Source organism: Pandoraea sp. ISTKB (assembly GCF_001721285.1).
Classification (GTDB): domain Bacteria; phylum Pseudomonadota; class Gammaproteobacteria; order Burkholderiales; family Burkholderiaceae; genus Pandoraea; species Pandoraea capi.
Genome location: NZ_MAOS01000039.1, coordinates 73,268 through 99,512 on the forward strand (window position 1 = coordinate 73,268; position 26,245 = coordinate 99,512).

Genomic DNA, 26,245 nt, shown 5'->3' on the forward strand with positions numbered 1-26,245 from the left:
ATAGCGGGCAATACGGATAATGCCGTGCCCGCCGCAGGAGACAACAATGCAGGCCATCAAGACGAGCGGACCGAACGAGTCCGCCATGGATTCGCAGGTTCAGCATACGGGCATTTATCGCTGGGTCATTCTGGCCTTCGCGTGGGGGGCTTTACTCCTGACGTTCGTCGATCGTCTGGTGTGGGGAAGCTTGTCGGTTCCCGTCGGTCAGGCACTCGGCATGTCGTTGGGCTCGCTGGGCATCTTCGTGACCGCCTTCTATGTCGGTTACGTATTGTCCAATGTCGCCGGCGGCGTCGCGAGCGACTGGATGGGACCGCGCCGGGCGCTTGCTCTCTCCCTCCTGCCGCTCGGCATCTGCACATTCCTGTTCGGGCATATCCAGTCGGTGTCGCTCGGTATTCTGCTTCAGGCGCTGATGGGGCTTGCCGCCGGGTGCGACTATGCGGCGTGCGTAAAGCTCGCTGCGACGTGGTTCGATCGTCGGCATCGCGGTCGTGCCATCGGCCTTTTGATGACAGCAACGTCGCTCGCCGTGGTGGTGACCAATGCTGTCGTGCCCAAACTGCTGGAAATTCAGTCGTGGAGCCGAATCTACGAACAACTCGGTGTCTTGACCGTCGTATTCGGTCTGGTTTGCTACGCCGTCGTGCGTGACGGCCCGCTGGAGGGACAGAACGTTCCAACGACGCGCAATCTTCGCCATCTGCTCAAGCACAGGGACATTCTCCTGCTGGCGCTCGCCGGCTTCGGTTCGATGTGGGGCACGTGGGGATTCACGTTCTGGGCGAACGCGCTGATGATCAAGGGCTACGGGCTGTCGGTCGCTGCTGCGGGAAGCATCACCGTGTTGTTCGGGGTTGGCGCCATCGTCTCAAAACCTCTGATCGGTCTCTTGTCGGACTGGCTCGGCGGGAAGCGCAAACTGCTGGTGATGATCTGTTTTTTCGGTTTTTGCGCGGCGCTTCTGGTCTTCGGCCAGCTTCACTCCATCGAGCAGTTTCGGCTGATTGCGCCACTGCTTGGCATCGCAGGCTTCGCTTACAGCCCTTTGCTGGCCGTCATGATCGCGGAAACTGCGGGGCCTTCTGCGGCCGGCTCGGCAACAGGATTCACCAACGCGTTCTGGCAACTCGGCAGCGTCGTTGTGCCGGTCGTTGTGGGGATGGTGTTCCAGTCGACCCACTCATTCTTCTTCGCTTTCCTCACACTCGCCGCCGGGCCCGCGCTCGCGTTGCTTTGCCTGATTCCTGTGCGCGAAGCAACGCGATCCTAGCGATCATGGCGCGGATGCCCGGCGCCTTCCCGCGCTAGTTCGTCGGCAGATACTTGCTGAAATCTTTGTCGAGCGAGGCCAGTGACTGATCGATCGTCTGGCGGTGGGTGTCAATCCACTTGCCGTCGGCGTCGAGCTCCCGATCGGTGCGCGCCAGCATGCGCTTCATCTCGGCCGGTTGCGGACCGCCGGACGTCGCACGATGCTTGACGATGGCCACCGGGTCGAGCGTCGCCCGGAATTGGGCCTCGCTCATCGGCAACTCGCCCCCGCTAACGTTCATCTCCGTCAGCGTCTGCTTGAAGATGCGCTGGGCCTCTGCATACGGGAACTGGCTGGGACGAAGATCGTGGGCCTTCGCGTAATCGACGATCTCCGACGCAAAGTGGTGCCCCACCCGGAACGGCAGCCCGTGCTCACGCATCAGCACATCGGCGATTTCCTGCGATGCAGTCCAGTCGCTGTCGAGTTCGTCGAGCGCGCGTTGCGGATCGATCACCAGAGCGTTGAGCACGCGGTCCCAGCGCTTGAGCAACGCCGTGGTGCGATCCATGACCGCCATATTCTCGTCGATGTGCTTCGCATCGCTCATGCCCGGCGGAATGTTGTGCGCCGTGATGGCGCGACCCACGCCGAGGGTCACGACCATCGACGCTGCCGTGCGGGTGTCGTTGAGCAGCCCGGGGTTGCGCTTTTGCGGCATTGCGCTCGACACATAGGTGTTGCCGCCGCCTTCGCGCAGCAGAATCCACGGACGCGGCTGCGCATACTGCACCATCACATCCTGCACGAACGCCGATGTGTGCAGCGCGATGCTCGTCGCCAGCGCGCCGATCTCCACAGGCAGGTCCGTCGCAGCAATCTGCGCGGCGTCGTAGGCGTTATCGACCTTGTCGGCAAAGCCGAGCGCATGGGCCATCTTGTCGCGATCCAGCGGCCAGCTCGTGCCGTTGAGCACGGTCGTTCCCATCGGAGACAGATCCACACGGGCGTACAACTCGTGCAGACGCTGCGCGTCGCGCTGAAGCCCCGCCACATGACCGAGCAGGTAGTGACCGTAGCTGTTCGGCTGGGCGGCCACGCCATTGGTGTAATTGGGGACGATTGTCGCTTCGTACTGTTGCGCGAGCCGCCGCAACGTGGCCGTGGTGGTGCGCAACTGCGCAGCGAGCACGAGCAGGCGATCGCGGTACATCGCGGCCCGCACCGTGGCCAGCATGTCCTGACTGGAGCGACCGGCATGCAGCAGCGTGGCCTCGACGCCCGCTGCCTTGATCAGCAACGGCTCGAACGTGATGACCAGATCGGGACGGGCGCCGCCGGGCTGGTCCCCCGCGCTCAGTACCGTGTCGAGTCCCTTGGCGATGTGCGGCGCAAGCTTCGCGTCCAGCAAGCCTTGACGGGTGTTGATCACCAGCGACGCTTTGTTGATCTCACCTAGCCAGTAGAACGCGTCTCGCTGGGGCGCGGCGTTCGTTGCCGTAGCGGTCGCGGTTTGCGCCATGGCCGGCGCGGCAAGCATCGTGGTGAGGCAGAGTCCCAACCCGGCAATTCTTTTCTTGCGCACTGCGTGTCTCCTGATCGTCGAGGCGTCCGAAGGGGGATCGGCGCCGGCATTTTCTGTGCAGGCGCTAACCATACTCCGGTCGACGTCAGATCGCCACTGTGACGAGTCGGAGCCAACTCCGGCCCGACGCGCATCGCAGCGGGAATGCGCATTTGAGCGGCACGGCGCCAGCCGGAAGCTCCGGCCGTGCGCCGTGAAACCCCTTACAGCGCGATGTCCGGCACCTTCTTCACGACGCCCGGGTTCGCCATCGGGGCGGCCGGGACGACACCGTCGAGGCTCGGCGGCGCGATCGCCAGTTGCAGGGTCTCAGCCGTGTTGGCCCATTCCTGCGCCAGCAGATCGGGGTGCTCGTTGAGCTTCTTGCCGTAGCTCGGCACGATCTCGCGAATCTTCTGCTGCCATGCCGGCGTTTTCATTTGCTCAGGGAACACGCGCTCGAGCAACGACAGCATGATTGCCGGCGACGTCGAACCGCCCGGCGAGGCGCCGAGCAGCGCGGACACGGAACGGTCGCCCGACACCACGACTTCGGTGCCGAGCTTGAGCACGCCGCCCTTCTCCGGATCGTTCTTGATGATCTGCACGCGCTGGCCGGCTTCCCACAGGCGCCAGTCTTCGTCCTTCGCTTCCGGCATGTAGTGGCGCAATGCCGCCATCTTTTCTTCGCGCGACAGCGCGAGCTGTTGTGCCAGGTACTTCACCAGCGCGAATTCGTGAACGCCGACCTGCAACTGGGGAACGATGTTGGACGGCGTGGCCGCTTTGGCCAGATCGAAATACGAGCCGTTCTTCAGGAACTTGCTGGACCACGTGGCGAACGGCCCAAAGAGGATGACGCGCTTGCCGTCGAGCACGCGCGTATCGAGGTGAGGAACCGACATCGGCGGCGAACCGGTGTCTGCGAGACCGTAGACCTTCGCCAGATGGCGCGACGCGATCTCGGGCTTTTCCGTGACGAGGAATTCACCGCCCACGGGGAAGCCGCCGTACTGCTTCGCTTCAGGAATGCCGGACAGTTGCAGCAGCGGCAGCGCGGCACCGCCCGCACCGATGAACAGGTTGCGCGCGTCCACCGTCTGGATCTTGGAGCTGTCGTTCATATCGAACGCGGACACGCGCCAGGAGCCGTCTTCATTGCGCGTGATGGAACGCACTTCGTAGCCGGTCGTCACCTTGACGCCCGCCTTGCTGGTCAGATGCGAGTAGAACTGACGCGTGATTTCACCGAGGTTCACGTCGGTGCCGAGCGGCGAGCGCGTGGCGGTCACGACTTCGTCGGCCTTGCGCCCTTCCATCATGATCGGAATCCATTCGGCGATCTTCGCCCGATCGGTCGTCATCTCCATACCGGCAAATAGCGGCGACGCCTTCAAGGCTTCGACACGCTTGCGAATGAACTCACGGTTTTCTTCGCCGAATACCAGATTCATGTGCGGCGTCGAATTGATGAACTCGCGCGGATTGCCCAGCACGCCCTGGCGCACCTGATGCGACCAGAACTGACGCGAAATCTGGAAATTTTCGTTGATGTTGATGGCCTGGGTGATATGGACATTGCCCTTGTCGTCCATCGGCGTGTAGTTCAGCTCACAAAGCGCCGAGTGACCGGTGCCGGCGTTGTTCCAGCCGTTCGAGCTTTCTTCCGCGACCTTGTCCAGACGCTCGAAGACTTCGCACGTCCAATTGGGTTCCAGTTCCTTCAGATAGACGCCGAGCGTGGCGCTCATGATGCCGCCGCCAATGAGCAGAACATCGACCGTGCGGTCAGCCTTCGCGGCGCGATACTGGCTGCCGAAGAAGTACGAATATCCGCCCCATACGGCGGCGGCGCCGACGGCTGCGGCGAGGAACTTGCGACGGGTGAAAGGCTTGCCGCTGCGACCAGGCGCCGTCTTGTTGTCCGTTTGCGTCATGAGAGTCACCCTCAAAAATAACGTCTGGCGTCGATAGCCCGAACACGCCCGGCGCTTGCCGGCATCGATTCGGACTGCTCGACGCAATCGTGGCTGTGCGTCGGCGAGTCGGGAGCGATACCAGAGGCCGAGCGTTGCGAAAACGCGGATTGTAACGCAAACCCGAAAAAACCTAAGTGAAAACCCTGAGGTAGAAATGGGGTCGGGGTCACACGTGCGGATTATCGGATGTCGAAACCCGACGCCCGGGTGTTGTCCCAGGCGGAACGCCAACCCGCTCTCGTGCGCACCGGTGAGCGGCGCGGCGAAGTCTTCGCCGGGCATGACATCCCTTCGCGGCCGTGGAGCATCCCCGCAGATCGATCGGTTACAACGTTGTGTGAAGCGCGGTGCGTCACCCGTCGGAAACGTCGGGCGCACTGTGCGTGCCGTTGTTGGCACCCATTACGGAGTCACATGATGAAAGTTCAGAGCAGTACAGTCCCTTCGATCACGATCGAATCCAATTCGAAGACGGCAATTGGCGACGCCGAACACGCCCTTGCCAAGATTGCCAGCCAGCCAAATGGCAACGCGTTGCTCAGCGGGCTGAACAACTTCAGCCAGAGCGGCAAGCGGGTCAAGATCTTCGTGGCGCCTCGCGGCGGCAACATGCGCAACGCGACGATGCCGGTCGACGACATCGACTCCCCGGGAGAAGACAACCGAAACGCGATGAAGAACGCGAGCAAGTCGTCGCTGGGATTCAAGGGCAAAGGAGCCAGCGCCATCGTCGAGTGGAATCCGAGCAAGAGCCTTGCGCTCAATGCCGCGGGCGAGCCGGTCGGTCACACGCAAGACACCAGCAAGGCCTATCTGTCCCTCGCGCATGAACTCGTGCACGCCTATCGCATCACCAAGGGCACCTACACGGGCGGCAGTGGGACCGAAGGCTTTCAGCCGGGAACGCGTGCGGCCGAAGAGGAGTTGCGAGCCACGGGCCTGGACAAGTGGGCCGATGAGCCCATCAGTGAGAACGGGATTCGTGCCGAACACGGCGAGCCGCCCCGCAGGGCTTACCCGCTGAGCCGCGATCGCGGCGATCAGGTCGCGGAGTTCGATCCGACGGCGACCTACCGCGGGTAATACGGTCACAAAGGCGCACCGGGGCAGGCCCGGTGCCCGATTCGGTGAGACTCGCGCAAGGCAGGCGGTCGGCGGTAACCCATGCTTGCCGCTTGCGTTGCCAGTGGGCGCTGCAATGGCGTCCCCCAGTTGTCCATCTGTCGACTAGGATGTAAAAGTCGCGCCATCGATGGTTCTTAACCGGACACGCCCATGACTCCTCCCTCCGAATTGAAGGCAGATTCACTGGGCATCGTCGAATCGATCATCATGGGCGTTGCGGGCACTGCGCCCGCCTATAGTGTCGAGATCACGACCTCGACCATCGTCGGCACGGCGGGCACGCTCTCGCCGGCGAGCATACTCGTGTGCGGCCTCGTCATGTTCGGCATCGCGTACGCGTTCATCAACATGAACCGCGCGCTGGCCAGCGCCGGCACGTCCTACGCGTGGGTCAGCATGGTGTTTGGCCGGACCCTGGGCTTCTTTGCCGGTTGGGCGCTGCTGGTGTTGTGCTGCGTCTTCATGGTCTCGGCCATGATTCCCGCAGCCAATGCCACGTTGCTGATCTTCGACCGTCCGTTGATGAACAACGTCCATTACGTGACGCTGATCGCTGCGGGATGGCTCACGCTCGTGAGTCTGGTCGTGGTCAAGGGAATCAAGCTCACCAGCTACGTGCAGGTACTGATGACGGTTGTCGAAGGCATCATCCTGCTGGCGATCATCGTGGCGGGTTTTGTCGTCTTTCCGCATGCCCCGCAGCACGCATTTTCCTGGGAATGGTTCTCGCCGTTCGGATTCACGCCGAAGGTCTTTGCGAGCAGCGCGCTGGTCGCGATTTTCTTCTTCTACGGCTGGGACGTCACCCTGAACCTGAGCGAAGAGACACGCGACGCGAATCGCACGCCGGGACGCGCGGCGTTCTGGTCGATGGTGTTTCTGATGGCGTTCTTCCTCGTGTTCATCACGTTGGCACTGCTCGGCCTGTCCGATGACGACATTCAGCATTTCAACACCAACATCATTTTTGCGATGGCGGAAAAGCTCTTCGGACCGCTCTGGGGTTATGTCGCCATCATTGCGGTTCTGCTGAGCACCGTGGGCACTGTGGAAACGCAGATGCTCCAATTTACGCGGACCCTGTTTGCAAAAAGCCGTGACGGCGCCCTCCACCAACGCTACGCACGCCTGCATCCGCGCTGGAACACGCCGCACATCGCCATCTTTCTGATTTGGGCCACCGGCCTGGTGCTCCTGCTGGTGTCGTCGTATCTGCCCACCATCAACGTGATTCTCCAGGATTCGATCACCGCTATCGGCTTTCAAATCTGCTTCTATCTGGGGTTGACGGGGCTGGCGTGTGGCTGGTTTTATCGCGCAGAGCTCGTCCGGGGCCCGTGGCGTGCCGCGACGCACGTGATCTGGCCGGTCGCCAGCGCCCTCTTTCTTTTCTTCATCGCGCTCTCCAGCATTCCCACGTTCGACTGGGTCACCAACGTCGTCGGCATGGGCGGCATCGCCGTGGGGGCCATTCCATTGCTGCTCAATCGCAAACGTCTTTTGCGCGTCTCGCCGGGTTGATGTTCGTGTGGCGCGCCTGTGCGTTTGCGTTACCTACCCCGCCGAGTTTGCCGTATCGGATGAGGCCAATCGGTCCAAAAGCATCCCGACGAACGTTTGCGTCACTGGCGGCAGCGTCCGTCCCCGCTTCTTGATGAGCGCGATGGGGCGCAGGAACGCGTCGTCGGCAATCGGGCGCACCCGTAATTGCGGTTCCGCCCTGACTTCCCGGGCCGATGCGGGCAGGATCGTCACACCGAGGCCTGCGCGGACCATGGCGACGGCCGTCATCATGTAGGTCGGCTCGCAAGCAATGCGCGGCATGCATCCGGCGCCTGCCAACGCGGCATCGACCACCGCCCGCACGCTCGTGCCCGGTGCCGTCAGAACCAGCGGTACCGCTGCCAGATCCGCCAGCGACACCTGCTTGCGGCGCGCCAGCGCATGGCCCGGCGGTAAAACGGCAACCAAACGGTCCGCTCCGGCGTGGAGCACGTCGAAATCCGCGTCGTTCACTTCCCCGCCGGTCAAACCGATATCGACGTCTTCGTTGCGCACGAGTGCTTCGACGACACCGGCCACGGCGTCGCGGATGTGAAAGCCCGCGCGCGGGACCGCCGCGTTCATCTGCTGAATCAATTCGGGCAATTCACTGGCGGCAAACGTCGGCAAACAGGCCATGCGGACCACCCCGCTCGAACCGTCGCCCAACGCGCGAGCATCGATCAGCACGTGCTCCATGTCGTGAAGCGACTTCGCCAGCACGGGCAACAGTTCACGCCCCGTCGGGGTGAGCGCCACGTTTCGGCTGTTGCGATCGAACAAGCGCACGCCGACGGTCTCCTCCAGCCGCCGAATCTGCACGGTCAATGCCGGCTGCGACAGATGCAATTGCGTGGCGGCACGCGTGAAGCTGCCGTTCTGTGCCACGGCGATGAACGCCCGAATGTCCCGCAGGTTCAGATCCATTATCGTTTGTGATTGCTGCGATCAAATCATTTCAATTGTCTTATAGACGTCATCAACTTACGCTCCATCGCATCAAAAAACAACATTGGAGACAAGCACATGCTGCCGTTACTGGGGCTGGCTACCATCGTCGTGCTGCTCGGCGCGATTCTGTCAAAACGCATGTCGCCGCTCGTGGCGCTCATCATCGTGCCGATTGTGGCGTCGCTCGTCGGCGGCTTCGGCTTTCAGACGAGCAAGTTCGTGCTCGACGGTCTCAAGAGTCTTGCGCCCGTCGTCGGCATGTTCGTCTTCGCCATTCTGTACTTCGGCACGATTACCGACGCCGGCACGCTCGACCCGATCATCGACCGGATTCTCAAGGCGGTGGGCACGCGCCCGACGCGCATCGTGATGGGCACGACGCTGCTCGCGCTGCTGATTCACCTCGATGGCTCCGGCGCAGTCTGCTTTCTCGTGACGATTCCGGCGATGCTCCCGCTCTATGACCGTCTGGGCATGGATCGTCGCGTGCTCGCTGCGGCGGTCTCGATGGCCGCCGGCATCAACTTCCTGCCGTGGACCGGACCGATGATTCGTGCCTCGGCCTCGCTGCATCTGCCGGTCTCCAGCCTTTTCAATCCGTTGATTCCGGTGCAGGCCGTCGGGCTGGTCTTCGTCTTCGGCATGGCTTACTGGCTCGGCCGGCGCGAAGAAAAGCGGCTGGGGTTGACGGCCGCAAGCGGCGCGATTCCGATGCCGAAACGCGAACTCTCGCCGGAGGAGCAGGCGCTGCGCCGCCCCGGGCTCTTCTGGTTCAACATCGTGCTCACGCTGATCGTGCTCGGTACGATGGTTGTGATGGGCGAGAAGATTCCGCCCGCGATCATGTTCATGGTCGGGCTGTGCGTCGCATTGCTGGTGAATTATCCGGATGTCGACATGCAGCGAAAGCGCATCGATGCGCACGCCCGCGCCGCGCTGATGATGGCCGGGATTCTGCTTGCTGCCGGGGTTTTCACCGGGGTGATGCAGGGCAGCGGCATGCTCAAGGCGATGGCGCAAGCGGCCGTGGGCTTTGTGCCCCCGGGTATGGCCGGCCACATTCCGGTGGCGCTCGGTCTGGCGTCGATGCCGTTGAGCATGTTGTTCGATCCGGATTCGTTCTATTTCGGCGTGCTGCCCGTCATTGCGGAAGTTGCCGGCCAGCTCGGGGTGCCGGCGGTGCACGTCGGTCAGGCCGCGTTGCTCGGCCAGATGACGACCGGCTTCCCGGTCAGCCCGCTCACCCCCGCGACGTTCCTCGTGGTCGGGCTGTGCCGCATCGATCTCGCGGACCATCAGAAATTCACGTTCCCGCTGTTGTTCGGCGCGTCCATCGTGATGACGATCGCCTGCGTCGTGCTTGGCGTGTTTCCGCTCTGAGTCGGCTTTGCACGACTTGCACGCTCCGCCCTCCTCGCTTTATTTCATGGACCTGAACGCATGACAGGCAAGCCACATACGTCATCGCGACGCACCGTCCGGATCGGTGCCGGCGCCGGCTACTCCGGCGACCGCATCGAGCCGGCCGTCGAACTCGCCGAGCACGGTGCACTCGACTATCTCGTTTTCGAATGCCTCGCCGAGCGCACCATTGCCATCGCGCAACAGGCGCGTCGTCAATCGCCGGAACACGGCTACGACCCGCTGCTCGAAGCCCGTATGACCGCGGTATTGCCCGCCGCGATGCGCAACGGCGTGCGCATCATTTCCAACATGGGCGCGGCCAATCCGCTCGCCGCAGCGCGCAAGACCGCAGAGATTGCCCGTCTGCTGGGGCTGGGCGATGTCAGGATTGCCGCCGTGACTGGCGACGATGTTCTCGATGTCGTGCTCGCCACCGATGCGAAGTTCGAAGAGACTGGCGATAGCGTGGCGTCGTATCGCGATCGTATCGTCTCGGCGAATGCTTATCTGGGCGCAAGCGCCATCGTCGATGCGCTGGCCGCCGGCGCACAGATCGTCCTGACGGGCCGCGTGGCAGATCCGTCTCTTTTCGCGGCCCCGTTGATTCATGAGTTCGGCTGGCAAATGGACGACTGGAACACACTCGGTCAGGCGACCGTCGTCGGTCACCTGCTGGAGTGCGCGGGACAAGTCACTGGCGGCTACTTTGCCGATCCGGGCTACAAGGACATAGCGGGCCTGGCCCGACTCGGCTTTCCCATCGGCGAAGTCTCGTCCGACGGCTCGGTGGTCATCACGAAAGTCCCGCAGGCCGGAGGACAGGTGACGGTGGCGACGTGCAAGGAGCAGTTGCTGTACGAGATTCACGATCCGCAGCGCTATTTCCAGCCGGACGTCGTTGCCGACTTCTCACACGTCAGTGTCAGCGAGGAAGCGCCCGATCGCGTCAAGGTCTGCGGCGGACGTGGCGAACCGAGAACGGACACGCTCAAGGTGTCGGTCGGATACGTCGACGGGTTCATCGGTGAGGGACAGATATCCTACGGCGGCCCCGGCGCAGTGGCACGCGCCCGACTCGCCGTCGACATCGTGCGTGAACGCATTGCGTTGACCGGTGTGGCCACGAGTGAGCTGCGCTGCGATCTGATCGGCATGAACGCGCTGCACGGCGAGACGGCAGGCACACGCCATGCCGAGCCCTATGAGGTACGCGTGCGCGTCGCGGGACGCACTGCGTCGGCACAAGAGGCGCAGCGTATCGGCAACGAAGTCGAGACGTTGTACACCAACGGCCCCGCGGGCGGCGGCGGCGTGACCAAGTCGGTACGCGAAGTGCTCGCCGTACAGTCGGTGCTGCTGGCCCGTGAGCACACCTCTCCGACGTTCACTTTTGTGGAGATGCAAGATGAAGCTGCGTGAACTGGCGCATTCGCGCACCGGCGACAAGGGCAATACGCTCAACGTCTCGCTCATCTGCTTCGACGCCCTGCATTACGCGCATTTGCATGCCGAGGTGACGCCCGAGCGCGTCAAGGCGTTTCTGAGCGACGTCGTACGCGGCGATGTCGTGCGCTACGAACTGCCGAATCTGGCCGCGTTCAACTTCGTATTGGGCAACGCGCTGGGGGGCGGTGTGACGCGCTCTCTCGCACTCGACGCCCACGGAAAATCGATCAGTTCCGCCTTGATGGATCTCGAGATCGCGGCACCGGAGTGATGGAAGACGGCAACCGTACGTACGGTCGCCGTCACCCTTGTCCCTAGCCGTCCGAGAGCCGCATCGGGACCTGCGTCTTCTTACAGACGCTGAACCTGCACCGGCGCGCCCGGCTTGCCGTCAACCTGTGGCGCCACGACCAGATAGCGACGCTTGCCGGTCGCGTTCTTCGCGTCTCCTGCTGCCGGCGACACGACCTGACGGATGGCGCCGATGGAGTTCACGATGGCCGAACCTGCCGGGTTCGTCATGAACGACGCGAGTGCCTGCAAGTTTCCGCTGCCGTCCGGATTGTCCGAAAGCGCCAGCACGTAAGGCGACTTGGGCGTCAGGCCCGTAACGGACGCTTGCAGCACTTGCACGAGCCCCTGATCGAACAACGTCACGCTGGTCGGCGCAGCACCCGCGTTGCCGCCAGCCGGTGCGAGCGTCAGATGCGCGGCTTGTCCCGAGACACCGAGCGGTTGCAGATTCTGAAGCCCATCCCCCTCCGGCACGGCGTTAGGCACGTACGCAATGGCTTGCGGCGCCTGCCCAATGGGGATCGTCGCGACGACACGCTGCGACGACGTGTCGATGGCGGCGAGCGCATCGGCGTTCTCGAGCCCGACGTACACACGCGAGCCATCGGCGGACGGCCAGACGCCGTGCGGCAGATTGCCCACGTCCACCGTGGCGATCTGCGAGAAGTCGTCGGTGCGGAATACCTTCACCTGATTGAGGCCACCGACGCTCACGTAAGCCAGCGTGCCGGCGGACGTATGGGCGAAGTTCACGTGATTGGTGATCGGGCCGGTGTCGAGCGTCTTGATGAGGGCGAACGGCGGCCGCGCATCGAACACCTGCGTGCGACCCACATCCTTGAGCGTGAACCACACTTGCTTGCCGTCAGGCGTGGCCGCGATGTTCGGGCAGAACGGGCTCTCCTGCTTGACCGTGCCCACGATGCGGTGATCCGCTACCGACACGACTTTCGTCTCCGGATTGAACGACGAGCAGATGTAACCGTATTTGCCGTCAGGCGAGAAAATCTGCATGCCCGGGCCGGCCGGCGTGACGATGCGGGTCTTCTCCTCGAAGGTCTTGGCGTCGAGCACGGCGACATAGTTTTCTCCGCGAACGGTCACCCAGATTTCCTTGCCGTCGGGCGTGTAGAACGCCTCATGCGGCGAGCGGCCGACATAGGTCGTGTGCTTGACGGTATTGGTCTGCGTGTCGATGAAGGTGACGGAGTTCGAGCCGATGGACACGACCGCCAGCGTGCGGTGATCGGGCGAGAAGCCCATGCCGTGCACGAGCACCTGACCGCGATAGAGCGGGCTGAAGTTGCCCGGCGACGGATCGCCCAGACGGATTACGCCCAGCAGCTTGTTGTCGACCGGATCGGTCACGGACACCGTGTTCGAGAATTGCTCGGCGGCGTACAGGCGGTCCTTGTGGCTGATGGGGATATCCGGAGCGGCAAGCGCGCCCGGGGCCTGACCGGCGTGCGCGGGCGCCGCCGCGAAAGGTGTGACCAGCGCGATGACCGGCGTGGTCAACTGCACGGCCAGCAACGTGGCGCGCGCCATGGCGGACAAGGGTTTGCGAATCATGGGGTCTCCTGAAGACGATTCACGTGGGAATGCGAAGGGTTGGGAAGACGCTGAAGTGCGTCGTCCAATGCGTGGGTTATCCAATCGAGGCGCAGCGACGGATCGCGACGATCATTCGCCGTGGTGGTGATGCATCGCAGACATCGCCCCGGCAGGCGGCGGTGTGTCCTGCGCCGCTCCTTGCGCGGGCGGCACGGCGCCGGTCGGCGCGGGGGCCGACGGCGGCAGCGGTTGCCCGAGCGCGATGCGCATGGCGATGATTTCCTGTTGCTGTTCGACGATGATTTCCTGCGCAATCCGGCGCAGTTGTTCGTTCTTGCCGTAGCGCAGTTCGGCCTGCGCCATGTCGATGGCGCCCTGATGATGCGGAATCATCATCGCAACGAAGTCGTGGTCGATGTCGCCGCCGGGTTTGACGGTCATATCGCGCATCATGCGATCCATGGCGACGTCGTTTTCATGAAGGAACGCGGCTTCGTCCGGCGACGGTTTCACCGCCGGTGCGGCATGCGCCTGCGGCGCTAGCGCCAACAAGACTGAGAACGCCAAAGACACGGACACCGACGTCAATGTCAATCGGTGACCCAAGGGGTGACGCAAGGATGTGTCGCGAAAACGTGAAACGGATAGCATGGCCGCCCTCTCGATATCTCCCGCACATGCGGGGTGCAAAGGGGTATACACAGCCAAAGGGGGTTCTATTCCGTTTGCGCGGAAGTCTTCACGTCTTTCGGAAATATGAGAGGTGGGCGGGAATAAACGGCGTCAGGAGGTGTGCTCCCGTCCGGGGCGCCGGGAATGCGCGTATTCCGTTACCCGCAGCAACGGGGGATCGCTCGCGCGATCCCCTTATCAGCAGATCAGTCGGTCATCCGATCAATACGTCGCGTCGAACGCCTTCTGCACCTTGTCCGATGTGCTGACGCCGTTGCCGATCAGCAGTTGCGTGAGCACCCGTGCCTTTTGCGGGTTCAGATCGTAGGAGACGACAAACCCGGTCTTGTCGTCGGAGACCTCGACGTTGCGGTTGACGAAGCCACTCCCCACCCGCGACGACCGCACCACGACCACGCCCTGCTTCGCTGCCGCCTCCAGCGCGTCGAGTGCGGCTTTCGAGGCGTTGCCGTCGCCGACGCCCGCCAGCACGATGCCCTTCGCATTGTGTCGCACAGCGTCTTCGATCTGCGTGGCGTCCATGTCGGCATGGGCATAGACGATATCGACGCGCGGCAGACCGCCGCCCGGCACGGCCAGCGGGGCTTTACGCGAGGCCGGCATCGGTGAGAGGTACCGGACCGAGGCGGGATCGACGTAGCCCAGCGGGCCGCTGTTGGGATTGCCGAAGGTCTGGACCGAGGTGGTGTTCATCTTCGTCACCCAGCGCGGGCCGTGAATCGTGTCGTTCATGACGACGAGCACGCCGCGATTGCCGGACTGCGGGCTGGCCGCGACTTCAACAGCTTCATAGAGGTTGCCGGGGCCGTCGGCGCTGACCGCCGTGCTCGGACGCATCGAGCCGACGAGTACGACGGGTTGACGGGTGGCCAGCACGTTGTCGAGGAAAAAGGCCGTCTCCTCCATCGTATCGGTGCCATGCGTGATCACGATGCCGTCAGCCTCATTGCGATCGAATGCCTGCTTGATTCGGGCTGCCAACTGGTACCAGACCTTGCTGTTCATGTCCTGCGAGCCGATGTTCGAGATCTGCTCTGCCTTGATGCTTGCGAGCTTGTCCAGCCCGGGCACGCTGGCGGTCAGTTGCTCGCCGGTCACGCCGCCGGCGTTGTAGCCGATGGCCGAGCGTGCGTCGCCCGTGCTGGCGATGGTGCCGCCGGTGGCGAGAACGAGAATGCGGGGTTTGGGTGCGTTGGTATCGGCGGCCGTGGCCGCAAGGGTATAACCGCCGGCGCTCAGCGTGAGCGCGGCGAGTGCCATCGTATGCATCAGGACTGCCCGAGGGCTCTTCGACGTCGTCATAGTTCGCTCCAATTTTGTAGTTTGTCGAACATCGCGCAGACGGCAAGCGCGATGCCCGACATATTGACGAATTTGGCGTCGGGAGGAAAGCGCCATGATCCATGACGACGGGCACTGAGCGTGGCGTTTGAAATCACCGTCCTTGCGCGGCGGTGCTATGCTGGAAGCGAGTTCGTTCGCATCACTTCACGTCTGATGGAGGGCATCATGACGGAAACCGACGTGCTGGCCATTGAACAGCGGGCGACGGCGCTCGTGCACGCGCAGGTGCTGGGTATGCTGCTCGCTCACATCAACCATCTCGACGGCAGGCCCGATGCGGCCTTCGACCGGTTCCGGCAGGCGGCCATGGACGAAATTCGCCGCGCGCTGATCACGCGCTGCGGTTCGACGGCCCGGGAGCACGACGAGCTCGAATTGCTGTTCGCTGCGCTCTCCCGGGCCTCGGACGACGTGTTCCGCGTCGCCGACCATCACAACGCGAGATTCTTCCGCCAGTTGCGCGATCGCAAAGTCGCGGCGGAGCCGGCGCTGGACTGACAGCGAGGCGATACACTATGCCTCGCCTGCGCCTCGCGCGAAACGTGTCCGCCATGGCGAACCGCCCCGCGACTTCCGCCGCCACTTCCACCCGCAACGTCGCTCATTCAGGATGAATCCGCATCGTATCGACTTCGCGTCGCTGTCCCTGTTCAGTTTGATCGCACGCACCGGCAGCATCAGCAAAGGAGCCGCCCTCGCACATCTTGCGGTCGGCGCCGCCAGCAAGCGGATATCGGATCTGGAGCTCGCTGTCGGCACGCCGTTGCTCGAACGGCATTCCCGAGGCGTCACGCTGACGGTGGCCGGTCAGGCACTTTACCGCCATGCGCAGCGCATTCTGGCCGACGTCGACGTGCTCGCCGCCGAGATGTCGGATTTCACGGCGGGCATCGTCGGCGTCGTGCGCCTGTGGGCCAACACCTCGGCCGTGACACAGTTCCTGCCGCATCAGCTTGCCGCATTCACCAAAGCCAATCCCGGCATCCGCATCGAACTCGAAGAGAAGAACAGCAACGAGATCGTGCTGGCCGTACTCGACGGCCGCGCCGATGTCGGTATCTTCGCCGACCGCACGCCCGCGCTGGGCTTGCAATGTCTCGACTACTGCAAGGACCATCTGAGCCTCGTCGTGCCCAAGGGGCATCCGTTGGCCGGGCGACGCAGCGTGCACCTGGCCGAGGTGCTGGACTACGACTTCGTCAGTCTTTCGGAAGGGACATCGCTGGCCGATCGGCTTCAGACGGAAACCGAGGCGCTCGGGCGGCGCCTGAAACTCCGCATCCGCGTGCGCAGCTTCGACGCCATGTGCCAGATGGTGGCGGCAGACATGGGGATTGCCGTGCTGCCCTCCGACGCCGTACGCGCACTGGCGCGCTCGCTGAACCTGCGCCAGATCGCACTTGCCGACGACTGGGCGCAGCGGCGTTTGCTGATCGGCCTGCGTGACGTGAACGCCGTGCCGCGGCACGTCCGGACGCTCATCGAGCACCTTCGCACGACTCAGAACGCCTGAACGGCGTCCGAACCACGCCCCCTCCTCCGGCCGCTGCTTTCGCGATTCGCGAAAGCTCGGTTCTCGTCTTTGCGCTTCTGCGGCCACCGGCCTGCAACCAGAATACCCGTACGCGTCACACAGAGCGCCGCTACAGCGATGCTGCACGGGTTTGCCGACCATCCGGGCCGGGCCACCCGCTGCCATCCTCAATATCAGGAGACAGTCATGGCTCATACCGAGTCGATCCCCGTTCCATCGTCACATCCGTCGGTCGACACCGAGATATCGCACATCGTGCGAAAGATCGCGTGGCGCATCATGCCGCTGATCATGGTGTGCTACCTGTTTGCCTTCTTCGACCGCATCAACATCAGTTTCGCGAAGTTCTCGCTACAGGCCAGTCTCGGCCTGAGCGACACCGCTTACGGCCTCGGTGCCGGGCTGTTCGTGGTCGGCTACGTGCTCTTCGAGGTGCCGAGCAACCTCATGCTCTACAAGGTCGGCGCGAGACGCTGGATCGCCCGCATCATGGTGTCATGGGGTATTGCGACGGCGTTGATGGCGTGCGTGCAGACGGAATGGCAGTTCTATTTCCTGCGGTTTTTGATCGGTGCGATGGAAGCGGGTTTTGCCCCGGGTGTGCTGTATTACCTGACGCTCTGGTTCCCTGCCGCCTATCGGGGCCGCATGACGTCGCTGCTCTTTCTGGCGTCCGCGTTTGCCGGTCTGCTGGGCGCACCGGCCTCCGGGCTGGTGCTCTCGCATCTGGACGGCGTACTCGGAATGCCCGGCTGGCACTGGCTCTTCCTCGTGGGCGGCGTGCCGTGCGTGCTGCTGGGTTTCGTCGTCTTCAAGTCGCTCAGCGACCGGATCGAGGACGCCCGCTGGCTCAAACCCGAGGAGCGGACCGTTCTGCTGGCCAACATCACGCGCCAGAACCGCGACATCGGCGGGCACTCGTTGCTCGATGCCATCAAGACGCCCGGCTTTCTCATGCTCGGTCTGATCTATTTTCTGATTCAGGTCTGCTCGTACGGGCTCAACTTCTGGGCGCCGCACATCATTCGTGCCTCAGGCATCAGCAATGCCACGACCATCGGCTTTCTGACCGCCGTGCCTTACTTGTGCGGTGCCATCGCCATGGTCGTCGTCGGTCAGGTGTCGGACCGTTCCGGCGAGCGTCGCTGGTTCGTCGTCGGTCTCATGCTGCTCGCCTCGCTCGGCTTCTTCAGCGCCGGCATTTTCGACAAGCAGACGCATATTCTCGTCGCGGCGCTGGCGCTGATCGGCGCGGGTGTCGTGGCGGCCATCCCGGCGTTCTGGGCGCTACCGCCCAAGCTCGTGACAGGCGCGGGTGCCGCCGCCGGGATCGCGCTGATCAATACGCTTGGGCAACTGGGCGGCATCGTGAGCCCGGTCGCTGTCGGGTGGATCAAGGATACGACCGGCAGCACGACGCCTGCGCTGTACCTGATCGGGTGCCTCGGGCTGATTTGCGCGGCGATTCTGAGTTTCGCGATGCCGGCAAAGCTCAAGGCGCGCGATTAGGCGGGCGGATCAGGCCGATTGGGCCGACCGAATGCGGGGCCGCCCCGCATGGATTTCCAAGAGATTAAGCAGGAACACAAGCATGAACACCAACGCACAGGAAACGCCTGACATCGCGTTGCGCGGCATCCGCGTGATCGAAATGGGCCAGCTCATCGCCGGGCCGTTCGCGGGCAAGACCCTCGGCGAATTCGGAGCCGACGTCATCAAGATCGAGCCGCCGGGCGTGGGCGATCCGCTGCGTAACTGGCGCCTGCTCAAGGACGGCACGTCCGTCTGGTGGCAGGTGCAGTCGCGCAACAAGCGTTCGGTCGCGCTCGACCTGCGCAGCCCCGAGGGGCAAGACATCGCGCGTCAACTGATCGCGAGCGCCGACGTGCTGATCGAGAACTTTCGTCCCGGCACGCTGGAAAGCTGGGGCATGGGCTGGGACGTCCTGTCAGAACTCAACCCGGGACTGGTGATGTTGCGCATCTCGGGCTATGGGCAGACGGGACCGTATCGCGATCTGCCGGGCTTCGGCGCGATCGGGGAAGCCATGGGCGGCCTGCGTCATCTGACGGGGGAACCGGGTCGCGTGCCGGTGCGCTGCGGCATCTCGATCGGCGACACGCTGGCAGCCCTGCACGGCACCATCGGCATTCTCACCGCGCTTTATCACCGCAAGGTGAACGGCGGCAAGGGACAGGTGATCGACGTCGCCCTGAACGAGGCGGTACTGAACGTCATGGAGAGCCTGATCCCGGAATACAGCGCGTTCGGTGCGGTGCGCGAGGCCGCGGGCAGCGCCCTGCCCGGCATTTCTCCGTCCAACGCCTACCGATGCAGCGATGGTTACGTGCTGATCGCCGGCAACGGCGACAGCATTTTCAAGCGCCTCATGTCGGTCATCGGTCGCGACGATCTTGCTGCCGACCCGGCGTTGGCCAACAACACCGGGCGCACCGCACGCGTTCTCGAACTGGACGACGCCATCGGCGCGTGGACCGCGTTGAAAACGGTGACCGAGGTGCTGGCCCTGCTGGGCGATGCCCGGGTGCCCGCAGGCAAGGTCTATACGGTGAAGGACATTGTCGAGGACCCGCACTTCCGCGCCCGGGACATGATTCTTTCGCAAACGACGCGTGATGGCTTCGAAGTCGAGGTGCCCGGCGTCGTGCCCAAGTTGATGGGGACACCGGGGACGGTGCGCACCTCGGCACCGCGTCTTGGCGAAGACACTGACAGCGTATTGCGGCAACTGGGCCTCTCGGCGCAGGACGTCGACGCCTTGCGCGACAAAGGAGTGATTGCATGACGAACGTATGGCATGGCGGCGGACGCCGCATCCGCATCAACGAAGTGGGAACGCGCGACGGCTTTCAGGCGGAGGCGGTGTTCGTCCCCACGCAAGAGAAGATCGCCATGGTGAATGCGTTGTCGCATTCCGGCGTCGCGAAGATCGAAGTGACCGCGTTCGTGTCGCCGAAGATGATTCCGTCGTTGCGCGACGCCGAGGCCGTGATGCAAGGCATCGAGCGCGTGCCGGGCGTCGTCTACAGCGCGTTAGTGCCCAATCTGCGCGGGGCCGAGCGTGCCATCGCGTGCGGTGCCGACGAACTGAATCTGGTGATGTCCGCCAGCGAGAGTCACAACCGCGCCAATCTCCGTATGGGCCGCGAGCAATCGTTCGACGCGCTTTGCGATGTGGCGAGCGCGGCGCGTCAGGAGGGGAAGTCGGTCAACGTGTCGCTGTCGTGCACCTTCGGCTGCCCCATCGAGGGCGATGTGCCGGCGCGTGAGGTATTCGATCTGTGCGAGCGTTTCGCTGCACGAATGGGCGCGGATGGCATCACGCTGTGCGACACGACCGGCATGGCGTATCCGAGCCAGGTCGTTGCGCTGGTGCATGGTTTCCGTGAGCGTTGGCCGGACATCCGCCTGACGCTGCACTTTCACAACACGCGAGGCATGGGGCTGGCGAACGTGCTGGCGGCCATCGACGCCGGTGCAGACAACTTCGATGCGTCGCTGGGCGGCATCGGCGGCTGCCCTTATGCGCCCGGCGCGACCGGCAACGTGTGCACCGAGGAAGTCGTGCACGCGCTCGCGCTGATGGGCTACGACACGGGCGTCGATCTGGCCCGTCTGATCGATGCGTCGAATCGATTGCCGGCTTTGATCGGGCACGATACGCCGAGCCAGATCGTCAAGGCGGGATGCCGGCTGGATCTTCATCCGTTGGCGGCGTGAGATCGGCTGGCCACGGGGCGAGTCGACCCGTCGCCATGCCGCGCAAGGGTGACGGAACGGGGGCATAACGGGGGCGCAAATCCTGACGGGTGAATCGATCTTCTCGAAGCGTTGGCTGCGAACTGGTAGGATGCCTGAGTTCGAGCCGCCATCAAGCTCGGTTAGCAATTTTTGTCGTGCATGCCTTCACGAGACCGGTCATGAAAGAACACGCGCAGACTAGAAGGGTTAGCGGATCTACGGCGCACGTCAGGCGTGCGAAGGCATCGACCTCGCCGGGCAACACGGCACTCACCGAAGGCCCCCGGGCCACGCAGTTCCGGTCGATGCAATCGCAGATTCATTCCAGTGCGAAGCTAGCCTCCGCGGCCCAGCTCAAGACGTTGGCGGATGCCTATGTGATGCGAAAAGCCATCGGCTCAGGTCAACCTGCTCAACGCGAGGCGGTACCGATCAACGACGACCCCCAACTGGAGCAAGAGGCCGACCGGATGGGCGAGCGGGCCATGCAGCACGAACACCCCGACGCACCGCTCCAGCATAAGGTTATAGACGCCGGCGGCGGCACCACGGGGTTGCCACCGCGCCTGAGGTCGGGTGTCGAGGCGTTGTCGGGCCTCTCGGTCGACGGTGTCAACGTGCATTACAACTCGGATCGTCCCGCGCAATTACAGGCGCATGCTTATGCGCAGGGAACCGATATTTATCTTGCACCGGGCCAGGAGCACCATCTGCCTCATGAAGCCTGGCATGTCGTTCAGCAAATGCAGTCGCGGGTCAAGCCGACCCGTGAAGCCGATCCAGAGGCGCACACCGGGGAACCCATCCAGCGGGTCCTGAACGTGAATGGGCAACCCGTCAGCCGGGCGCTCATTGCAGGTCATCAGCAAGATTTCATCCACTGGTGTTCTGGGCCACTTGCGGAAGCCGGGTTCGTCGACATCAGGCCCGATGTCTGGCAGCACATCTTCACGCGTATGGACGAGGTCGCGGCAGATCCCAGGCTTTTCCGCTTCTCCCGAACCAGCGAGGTCATGCGATTGATCCTCCAGGGGCTCACCAATGACCAGATGGCGATGCAGCAGGCCCCGTTGCCAGGTCATGAGGATCCGGGCGGCGAAGACCAAAGCGACAATGAAGAGGAAAGCACAAGCAAACCGGTCGCCTCCAGCAGCCGCCCGGAGATTCCACGGCTGAAGCTTGGTGAATTCACAGCCCCCCAAACATCCACCAAGTTCCTGAATACACTCAAGCCCAAGCAAGATACGAGCCGCTGGAACGGTGGGCATGACACATTGAAAGACGCACACCACAAGATCGGAAAGAACGTGTTGACGTGGCTGTACGAGCGCATGACGCCGCAGCAGCAGATGAAAGTCAAGAAGGCGTTACATCTGGATCGGGACGCACGAGCTCTTGCGCTGACACGACTCGGGTCAAATCTGATTGCACCTCACTATCAGGGGTCTAAACGTGCAGCCAAGTCGGATCGTCGCACCGACGATCCGATGAACAACAGCGGCGAAAGCGGCACAGGGCGCGAATACCTTGACTTGATGACGGACACCAGCGGTGCATTGACCCCGCGAAGCCGGGTGTATGCGCACTTGGCCGATGACGTGGTTCGCAGAATTCAACAGCGTCAGGTCAGAGAGGGCTTGACGGACGGGGCGTTCCAACTTACTGACGAGGAAGTCGATGAAATCATCCAGCATCTCAGGGAAGCCGAGCTTCTGAATTTCACGCTGGAAGGTCAACTTGAAGTGCCCTCTCATCAACGTGGGGACGCGTTCACCAAGGAAGGTGACAAGGAGACCACCAAGTACACGAAAGCGCCGGTGTCCCCTCTGAGCGACACGGTATCCTCGTCGGATGAGCAGAGATATGACAGCGCCGCGAGCCACCTGCTCAAGCAGAATCTGATCAAGAAGAATGAAACGATCGCATCAAAGAGAGGGGGCTTGCCGGATCAGTTGCCGACGTTCAAGCAGTGGTTTTCACTGACCGACGACATCAATGAAGATATTGACGAAATGGAGGATCGGTACGAGGAATGGGCGATCGGCTTCCGACTGAACATGCTTGAGAAAACGATGCAGGAAAGTGCCTCTCTGGTCCTGGCGGCAAATCGACCGTTTCCACAGATACGTAATCAGTTCGCCAAGGAACAGGCCGAGATCTTCATGCACTTCTCCGCGCTCATGCGCGCCACGGTCAGTCTGGGTGCGTCCGAAGCGCTCTACGACGAGTGCCAGAAAGCCCTGCTTGAGGTTCGTAGCCGATACTCGTGAGTTGCGGCGGCGCACGCCTATGCGCAACGCTCGCCGCCGAACTTCTGCCTGGTTGCAGACCTCACTCTCAGTACCGTTCGTACTTCTCCACAAACGCTTCCGCGCTCAGTGCGCGGAAATCGGCCAGCGCGGCATCCAGTTGTACCGGATTCCAGTCCCACCACGCAATGGCCTGCATGCGCTCGGCGGTGCGCTCTCCCATGCGGAATCGCAGAACGCGGCCCGGCACGCCGACCACGACGGCGTACGGCGGTACATCCTTCGTGACAACCGCACCGGAGCCGATCGCCGCGCCCGTGCCGATGCTCACGCCCGGCATGATGATCGCGTTGTGCCCGATCCATACATCGGGGCCTATGGTGATGGCATCCTGCGCGCGCCAGTCGAAAATCTCCGCATCGTCGTCGAGCGACATGCCGTACGACCGGGAGCGATACGTGAAGTGATGCAGCGTGGCGCGCCACATCGGGTGATTCGACGGGTTGATGCGAACGCCCGTCGCAATGTTGACGAACTTGCCGATCTGCGCGTGCGCAATCTGGTTCGTCCCCATCGCGTAACCGTAGTCACCGATGGACGACGCACGTACCGACGAATTCGGTCCCAGATACGTGAAACGCCCGAAGTCGCTATCGCGCACGAGCGACGTCGGATCGATCTCTGGCGTCTCGCTCAGCACGCGAGCGCGCGTCCACGGATCGACCCCTTCCCCACAATTGATACGCTGCATACTGCCCTACCCTTAATGCACCAGACTGCGCAGATACGCCGAAGCGCGTTCCGCACAGGCCACCAGAACGAACGTGACGATCAGCAGGTACGACACCGTCTGATAATCGAAGAGATTCATGGCCGTGAGCAACTGGAAGCCGATGCCACCCGCGCCGACGAACCCGAGCACCAGCGATGAACGCAGGTTCTCGTCGAAGCGGAACAGACCGATACCAAGCAGCGACGGCAGCACCCCCGGGATGACGGCATGCGTGAGCACGGCCAGACGTCCCGCGCCGGTAAGCGTCAGCGCTTCGACCGGGCCCATGTCCATGTCTTCGATCACTTCGGCGAACAGGCGTCCGAGCATCCCGATGGAGTGCACGGCCAGCGCCAGCGCGCCGGGGAACGGTCCCAGACCGACGGCGGTGACGAACAGCAGCGCCCACACCAGATCCGGCACGGCGCGCGTCACACCGATGACGGCACGGGCGCCGTAGTACAGCGGCAGTGCCGGCGTCACGTTCTTCGCCGCCAGAATCGCCAGCGGGAACGCCAGCACGATGCCGAAGATCGTGCCGAAAATCGCCAGATCGATGGTTTCGAGCACCGGACGCAGGTTCGGAATGAACTGCGCGAAGTCCGGCGGCATGGCGCGCGAGATGATATCGGCCATGCCATGCGCGCCGGTAATCAGGTCCTGCGGGCGCGCCTGCACCACGATCCAGGCCTGCACGAACACCGCCACGGCAATCAGCAAGCCAACGACGGTCAGCACCTGCCGCATTCCCGACGGCATATCCCCGGGGCCGCGACCGCCCCGCATTTCAAGCACAGTGCTCATGACGCCTCGGTGACATAAAGATTGGAGATCTGCCGCGCGGAGACTTCGCTCGCGGGCTGATCGAATTCCATCACGCCGCGACGCAGACCGACCATGCGATCGGCATAGCGCATGGCGAGATCCGGCTGGTGCAGCACGACGATGACGGCCAGCCCGTCTTCGGTCGCCAGACGCCGCAACAGGCGCATGACTTCGTCGGCGGCTTCCGGATCGAGGCTTGCGACCGGCTCGTCGGCCAGCAACACGTGCGGCTCCTGCGCGAGCGCGCGTGCCACGGCAACACGTTGCGCCTGACCACCCGAGAGCGTGCCGGCTCGCTGGTGCTGTAGATGCAACAGGCCCACTTCGTCGAGATAGGCACGTGCGGGTTCCACGGCTTCACGCGGCACACGCCCGAAGGCCGTTGCCAGCGTCCGATGACGCCCGAGTGCACCACAGCACACGTTGGCAATCACGCTGCGTCGTTTGACCAGATTGGCATTCTGCGAAATGAGGGCGAGCGGCAGACGGGCTTCGCGCAACGGCTCGCCCGAGAGCTTGACGAGATCGCGCCCGGCCAGATTGACGCTGCCGGTGGTCGGGCGGTTGATGCCCACCACGCACTTCATGAAGGTCGATTTGCCGGAGCCGTTGCTGCCGAGCACCACGACCATCTCGCCGGCTTCGACCGACAGATTGAAATTGCGCAACGCGGTATGACCGTTCGCGTAGCACATCGTCAGATCCTGGACGGCGAGCTTCACGCCAGGGGCAAGCTTCGTACGACGGAAGGCCCCTGCCGTGGTGGCCCAGGCGGCCGCGAATGCGTCAGCCGGGGTCAATGCCAAACCGTCCGTCACGTTGGACAAGGTGTTCACAGTTTGGACAGATCGATATGAAGGGTGGAGACGAGGTCGCGAATCTGGTTGTAGGCAGCGTCGGTCTGCGGCACGGTCTTGAGTGCCGGCGTGGCGTTGGCGGCCATGAACTTCTGATCGGCTTCCGGCAGTTCCTTCAGGTCGAGATTCGAGAGAATCTTCGCCAGACGCGTCTTGAACTCGGCCGGCAGATCGCCGCGCACGGCCATCGGGTCGACCGGAATCGGGTCCGACTTCCACAGCGTCACGTAAGCCTTGTCGTCGTACTCGCCATGCAGACGCGCGCTCGAAATCTCTTCGCTGTTCAGCTCGCCGGCTTCCACCTTGTGGTTACGCAGCGCTTCGAACGAGGCCGTGTGGCTGCCCGCGTAGATCGCCTTGACGCCCTTGTCCGGATCGATGCCGTTCTTGCGCAGGCCGTAGGCCGGGAACAGGTGGCCGGAGGTCGAGGCCGGATCGGCGTATGCGAACGACTTGCCTGCGGTGTCGGCGAGCGTTTTGACGCTCGATCCCGGCCACGTCACGATCGACGCGTAGTAGTTCTGCGGCGAGCCGTTTTCGTTGGCGAACGTGGCAACGGCTTCGGCGTGGGCGACCTGGTGGGCAAGCACATAGCCGAGCGGGCCGAACTGCGCGAATTCGAGCTTGTTGTTGCGCATCGCTTCGATCTCGGCGTTGTAGCTCGTGGCGATGTACAGCTCGACCTTGCAGCCGAGCTTGTCGCCGATCAGCTTGGCGAGATCCGTGTAGACCGGCAGCATGCGCGCCGACGATTCGTACGGCTCGACGCCGAAGCGCACGACACCGTTGTTCGGGCACTCGCCTGCGGCGTGGGCTGCGCCGCTGGCGACGGCAGCGAAGAAGGCGACAGCGGCGAAGCGTTTGATGGCTTTCATGAATTCCCTCTGGGTTGTACTACGGGCCTGCGAAAACATTGCTGCGGATTCTAGAAATCGGATATGACAGAACCGTGATGTATTTATCTGAACGTCTAGACGAATCTGTTACGGAAAATTACATAGAGGAAACATGACAATTCTGTGTGCCGACACGGCAAAGTCACACATCCATCACGGCTTGCGCACTACAATGCGCCCGGAACAATGAACATTT

The 26,245-nt window shown here is 63.1% G+C and carries 22 protein-coding genes; 12 read left to right on the forward strand and 10 right to left on the reverse strand.

Annotated elements, in window-relative coordinates:
- Positions 1–46: 46 nt before the first annotated feature.
- Positions 47–1,276, forward strand: a complete 1,230-nt coding sequence (locus A9762_RS15240) for an MFS transporter (RefSeq protein ID WP_206093586.1) — start codon at positions 47–49, stop codon at positions 1,274–1,276.
- 34 nt (positions 1,277–1,310) lie between these two features.
- On the opposite strand, the gene A9762_RS15245 is transcribed toward A9762_RS15240, so the two are convergent.
- Together A9762_RS15245 and mqo are read right to left on the reverse strand one after the other, a co-directional pair.
- Complete coding sequence (locus tag A9762_RS15245) at positions 1,311–2,798, reverse strand: lyase family protein (protein ID WP_069342973.1); 1,488 nt, start codon at positions 2,796–2,798, stop codon at positions 1,311–1,313.
- Positions 2,799–3,046: 248 nt separating this feature from the next.
- On the reverse strand, positions 3,047–4,759 hold the full coding sequence (gene mqo, locus A9762_RS15250; RefSeq protein ID WP_069342859.1) for a malate dehydrogenase (quinone): 1,713 nt from the start codon (positions 4,757–4,759) through the stop codon (positions 3,047–3,049).
- A 459-nt stretch (positions 4,760–5,218) separates the two neighbouring features.
- On the opposite strand from mqo, the gene xopG reads away from it, so the two are divergent.
- Complete coding sequence (gene xopG, locus A9762_RS15255; RefSeq protein ID WP_170836250.1) at positions 5,219–5,884, forward strand: XopG/HopH/AvrPtoH family type III secretion system effector; 666 nt, start codon at positions 5,219–5,221, stop codon at positions 5,882–5,884.
- Positions 5,885–6,076: 192 nt separating this feature from the next.
- Positions 6,077–7,447: an APC family permease gene (locus A9762_RS15260; protein ID WP_069342861.1), complete on the forward strand. Its 1,371-nt coding sequence runs from the start codon at positions 6,077–6,079 to the stop codon at positions 7,445–7,447.
- 33 nt (positions 7,448–7,480) lie between these two features.
- Here the strand turns inward: A9762_RS15260 and A9762_RS15265 are convergent, their stop codons facing one another.
- Positions 7,481–8,395, reverse strand: a complete 915-nt coding sequence (locus tag A9762_RS15265) for a LysR family transcriptional regulator (protein ID WP_069342862.1) — start codon at positions 8,393–8,395, stop codon at positions 7,481–7,483.
- Between the two features lie 99 nt (positions 8,396–8,494).
- Here A9762_RS15265 and A9762_RS15270 point away from each other — a divergent pair, with 99 nt between their 5' ends.
- Genes A9762_RS15270 through A9762_RS15280 form a run of 3 tightly spaced genes read left to right on the forward strand, consistent with a single transcriptional unit; the run spans position 8,495 to position 11,540 of the window.
- On the forward strand, positions 8,495–9,799 hold the full coding sequence (locus tag A9762_RS15270; RefSeq protein WP_069342863.1) for a CitMHS family transporter: 1,305 nt from the start codon (positions 8,495–8,497) through the stop codon (positions 9,797–9,799).
- A 60-nt stretch (positions 9,800–9,859) separates the two neighbouring features.
- Positions 9,860–11,242: an acyclic terpene utilization AtuA family protein gene (locus tag A9762_RS15275; RefSeq protein WP_069342864.1), complete on the forward strand. Its 1,383-nt coding sequence runs from the start codon at positions 9,860–9,862 to the stop codon at positions 11,240–11,242.
- Entirely contained in the window at positions 11,229–11,540 is a 312-nt protein-coding gene (locus A9762_RS15280) for a hypothetical protein (RefSeq protein WP_069342865.1), read from the forward strand. Before A9762_RS15275 ends, A9762_RS15280 begins: the two co-directional genes overlap by 14 nt.
- A gap of 80 nt (positions 11,541–11,620) precedes the next feature.
- Here A9762_RS15280 and A9762_RS15285 read toward each other — a convergent pair whose 3' ends face one another.
- The 3 genes from A9762_RS15285 to A9762_RS15295 form a co-directional block, all read right to left on the reverse strand.
- A complete protein-coding gene (locus A9762_RS15285; protein ID WP_069342974.1) occupies positions 11,621–13,111 on the reverse strand; it encodes a YncE family protein in 1,491 nt (496 codons plus the stop codon).
- Positions 13,112–13,246: 135 nt separating this feature from the next.
- Complete coding sequence (locus A9762_RS15290; RefSeq protein WP_083253950.1) at positions 13,247–13,768, reverse strand: DUF305 domain-containing protein; 522 nt, start codon at positions 13,766–13,768, stop codon at positions 13,247–13,249.
- Between the two features lie 243 nt (positions 13,769–14,011).
- A complete protein-coding gene (locus tag A9762_RS15295; protein WP_371443015.1) occupies positions 14,012–15,112 on the reverse strand; it encodes an asparaginase in 1,101 nt (366 codons plus the stop codon).
- A 207-nt stretch (positions 15,113–15,319) separates the two neighbouring features.
- On the opposite strand from A9762_RS15295, the gene A9762_RS15300 reads away from it, so the two are divergent.
- From A9762_RS15300 to A9762_RS15325, 6 genes are all read left to right on the forward strand, one after another.
- Positions 15,320–15,652: a hypothetical protein gene (locus A9762_RS15300; RefSeq protein ID WP_139133240.1), complete on the forward strand. Its 333-nt coding sequence runs from the start codon at positions 15,320–15,322 to the stop codon at positions 15,650–15,652.
- Positions 15,653–15,764: 112 nt separating this feature from the next.
- Positions 15,765–16,667, forward strand: coding sequence for a LysR substrate-binding domain-containing protein (locus tag A9762_RS15305; protein WP_069342867.1), 903 nt, complete (start codon positions 15,765–15,767; stop codon positions 16,665–16,667).
- Between the two features lie 207 nt (positions 16,668–16,874).
- Complete coding sequence (locus A9762_RS15310; RefSeq protein ID WP_069342868.1) at positions 16,875–18,197, forward strand: MFS transporter; 1,323 nt, start codon at positions 16,875–16,877, stop codon at positions 18,195–18,197.
- An 82-nt stretch (positions 18,198–18,279) separates the two neighbouring features.
- Positions 18,280–19,494, forward strand: coding sequence for a CaiB/BaiF CoA-transferase family protein (locus A9762_RS15315; protein WP_069342869.1), 1,215 nt, complete (start codon positions 18,280–18,282; stop codon positions 19,492–19,494).
- A complete protein-coding gene (locus A9762_RS15320; RefSeq protein ID WP_069342870.1) occupies positions 19,491–20,429 on the forward strand; it encodes a hydroxymethylglutaryl-CoA lyase in 939 nt (312 codons plus the stop codon). The genes A9762_RS15315 and A9762_RS15320 overlap by 4 nt, the downstream gene beginning before the upstream one ends.
- A 200-nt stretch (positions 20,430–20,629) precedes the next feature.
- Positions 20,630–22,720: a DUF4157 domain-containing protein gene (locus A9762_RS15325; RefSeq protein ID WP_069342871.1), complete on the forward strand. Its 2,091-nt coding sequence runs from the start codon at positions 20,630–20,632 to the stop codon at positions 22,718–22,720.
- Positions 22,721–22,787: 67 nt separating this feature from the next.
- On the opposite strand, the gene A9762_RS15330 is transcribed toward A9762_RS15325, so the two are convergent.
- From A9762_RS15330 to A9762_RS15345, 4 genes are read right to left on the reverse strand one after another with little or no spacing between them, the layout of a single operon-like run.
- Positions 22,788–23,450, reverse strand: a complete 663-nt coding sequence (locus A9762_RS15330; RefSeq protein WP_069342872.1) for a DapH/DapD/GlmU-related protein — start codon at positions 23,448–23,450, stop codon at positions 22,788–22,790.
- 12 nt (positions 23,451–23,462) lie between these two features.
- The gene (gene phnE, locus A9762_RS15335) at positions 23,463–24,275 is read right to left on the reverse strand and encodes a phosphonate ABC transporter, permease protein PhnE (RefSeq protein WP_069342873.1); all 813 of its coding nucleotides are present in this window, start codon (positions 24,273–24,275) and stop codon (positions 23,463–23,465) included.
- Positions 24,272–25,132, reverse strand: coding sequence for a phosphonate ABC transporter ATP-binding protein (locus tag A9762_RS15340; protein WP_240493578.1), 861 nt, complete (start codon positions 25,130–25,132; stop codon positions 24,272–24,274). The genes phnE and A9762_RS15340 overlap by 4 nt, the downstream gene beginning before the upstream one ends.
- Complete coding sequence (locus A9762_RS15345) at positions 25,129–26,028, reverse strand: phosphate/phosphite/phosphonate ABC transporter substrate-binding protein (protein WP_069342874.1); 900 nt, start codon at positions 26,026–26,028, stop codon at positions 25,129–25,131. Before A9762_RS15345 ends, A9762_RS15340 begins: the two co-directional genes overlap by 4 nt.
- Positions 26,029–26,245 lie beyond the last annotated feature (217 nt).

Coding starts and splice junctions, on each gene's coding strand:
- A9762_RS15345 (WP_069342874.1), bottom strand. CDS start 26,028: ATGAAAGCCATCAAACGCTTCGCCGCTGTCGCCTTCTTCGCTGCCGTC.
- A9762_RS15330 (WP_069342872.1), bottom strand. CDS start 23,450: ATGCAGCGTATCAATTGTGGGGAAGGGGTCGATCCGTGGACGCGCGCT.
- A9762_RS15275 (WP_069342864.1), top strand. CDS start 9,860: ATGACAGGCAAGCCACATACGTCATCGCGACGCACCGTCCGGATCGGT.
- A9762_RS15260 (WP_069342861.1), top strand. CDS start 6,077: ATGACTCCTCCCTCCGAATTGAAGGCAGATTCACTGGGCATCGTCGAA.
- A9762_RS15300 (WP_139133240.1), top strand. CDS start 15,320: ATGACGGAAACCGACGTGCTGGCCATTGAACAGCGGGCGACGGCGCTC.
- A9762_RS15285 (WP_069342974.1), bottom strand. CDS start 13,111: ATGGCGCGCGCCACGTTGCTGGCCGTGCAGTTGACCACGCCGGTCATC.
- A9762_RS15265 (WP_069342862.1), bottom strand. CDS start 8,395: ATGGATCTGAACCTGCGGGACATTCGGGCGTTCATCGCCGTGGCACAG.
- A9762_RS15305 (WP_069342867.1), top strand. CDS start 15,765: ATGAATCCGCATCGTATCGACTTCGCGTCGCTGTCCCTGTTCAGTTTG.
- A9762_RS15295 (WP_371443015.1), bottom strand. CDS start 15,112: ATGACGACGTCGAAGAGCCCTCGGGCAGTCCTGATGCATACGATGGCA.
- mqo (WP_069342859.1), bottom strand. CDS start 4,759: ATGACGCAAACGGACAACAAGACGGCGCCTGGTCGCAGCGGCAAGCCT.
- A9762_RS15320 (WP_069342870.1), top strand. CDS start 19,491: ATGACGAACGTATGGCATGGCGGCGGACGCCGCATCCGCATCAACGAA.
- phnE (WP_069342873.1), bottom strand. CDS start 24,275: ATGAGCACTGTGCTTGAAATGCGGGGCGGTCGCGGCCCCGGGGATATG.
- xopG (WP_170836250.1), top strand. CDS start 5,219: ATGAAAGTTCAGAGCAGTACAGTCCCTTCGATCACGATCGAATCCAAT.
- A9762_RS15290 (WP_083253950.1), bottom strand. CDS start 13,768: ATGCTATCCGTTTCACGTTTTCGCGACACATCCTTGCGTCACCCCTTG.
- A9762_RS15325 (WP_069342871.1), top strand. CDS start 20,630: ATGAAAGAACACGCGCAGACTAGAAGGGTTAGCGGATCTACGGCGCAC.
- A9762_RS15245 (WP_069342973.1), bottom strand. CDS start 2,798: ATGCTTGCCGCGCCGGCCATGGCGCAAACCGCGACCGCTACGGCAACG.
- A9762_RS15270 (WP_069342863.1), top strand. CDS start 8,495: ATGCTGCCGTTACTGGGGCTGGCTACCATCGTCGTGCTGCTCGGCGCG.
- A9762_RS15280 (WP_069342865.1), top strand. CDS start 11,229: ATGAAGCTGCGTGAACTGGCGCATTCGCGCACCGGCGACAAGGGCAAT.
- A9762_RS15310 (WP_069342868.1), top strand. CDS start 16,875: ATGGCTCATACCGAGTCGATCCCCGTTCCATCGTCACATCCGTCGGTC.
- A9762_RS15315 (WP_069342869.1), top strand. CDS start 18,280: ATGAACACCAACGCACAGGAAACGCCTGACATCGCGTTGCGCGGCATC.
- A9762_RS15240 (WP_206093586.1), top strand. CDS start 47: ATGCAGGCCATCAAGACGAGCGGACCGAACGAGTCCGCCATGGATTCG.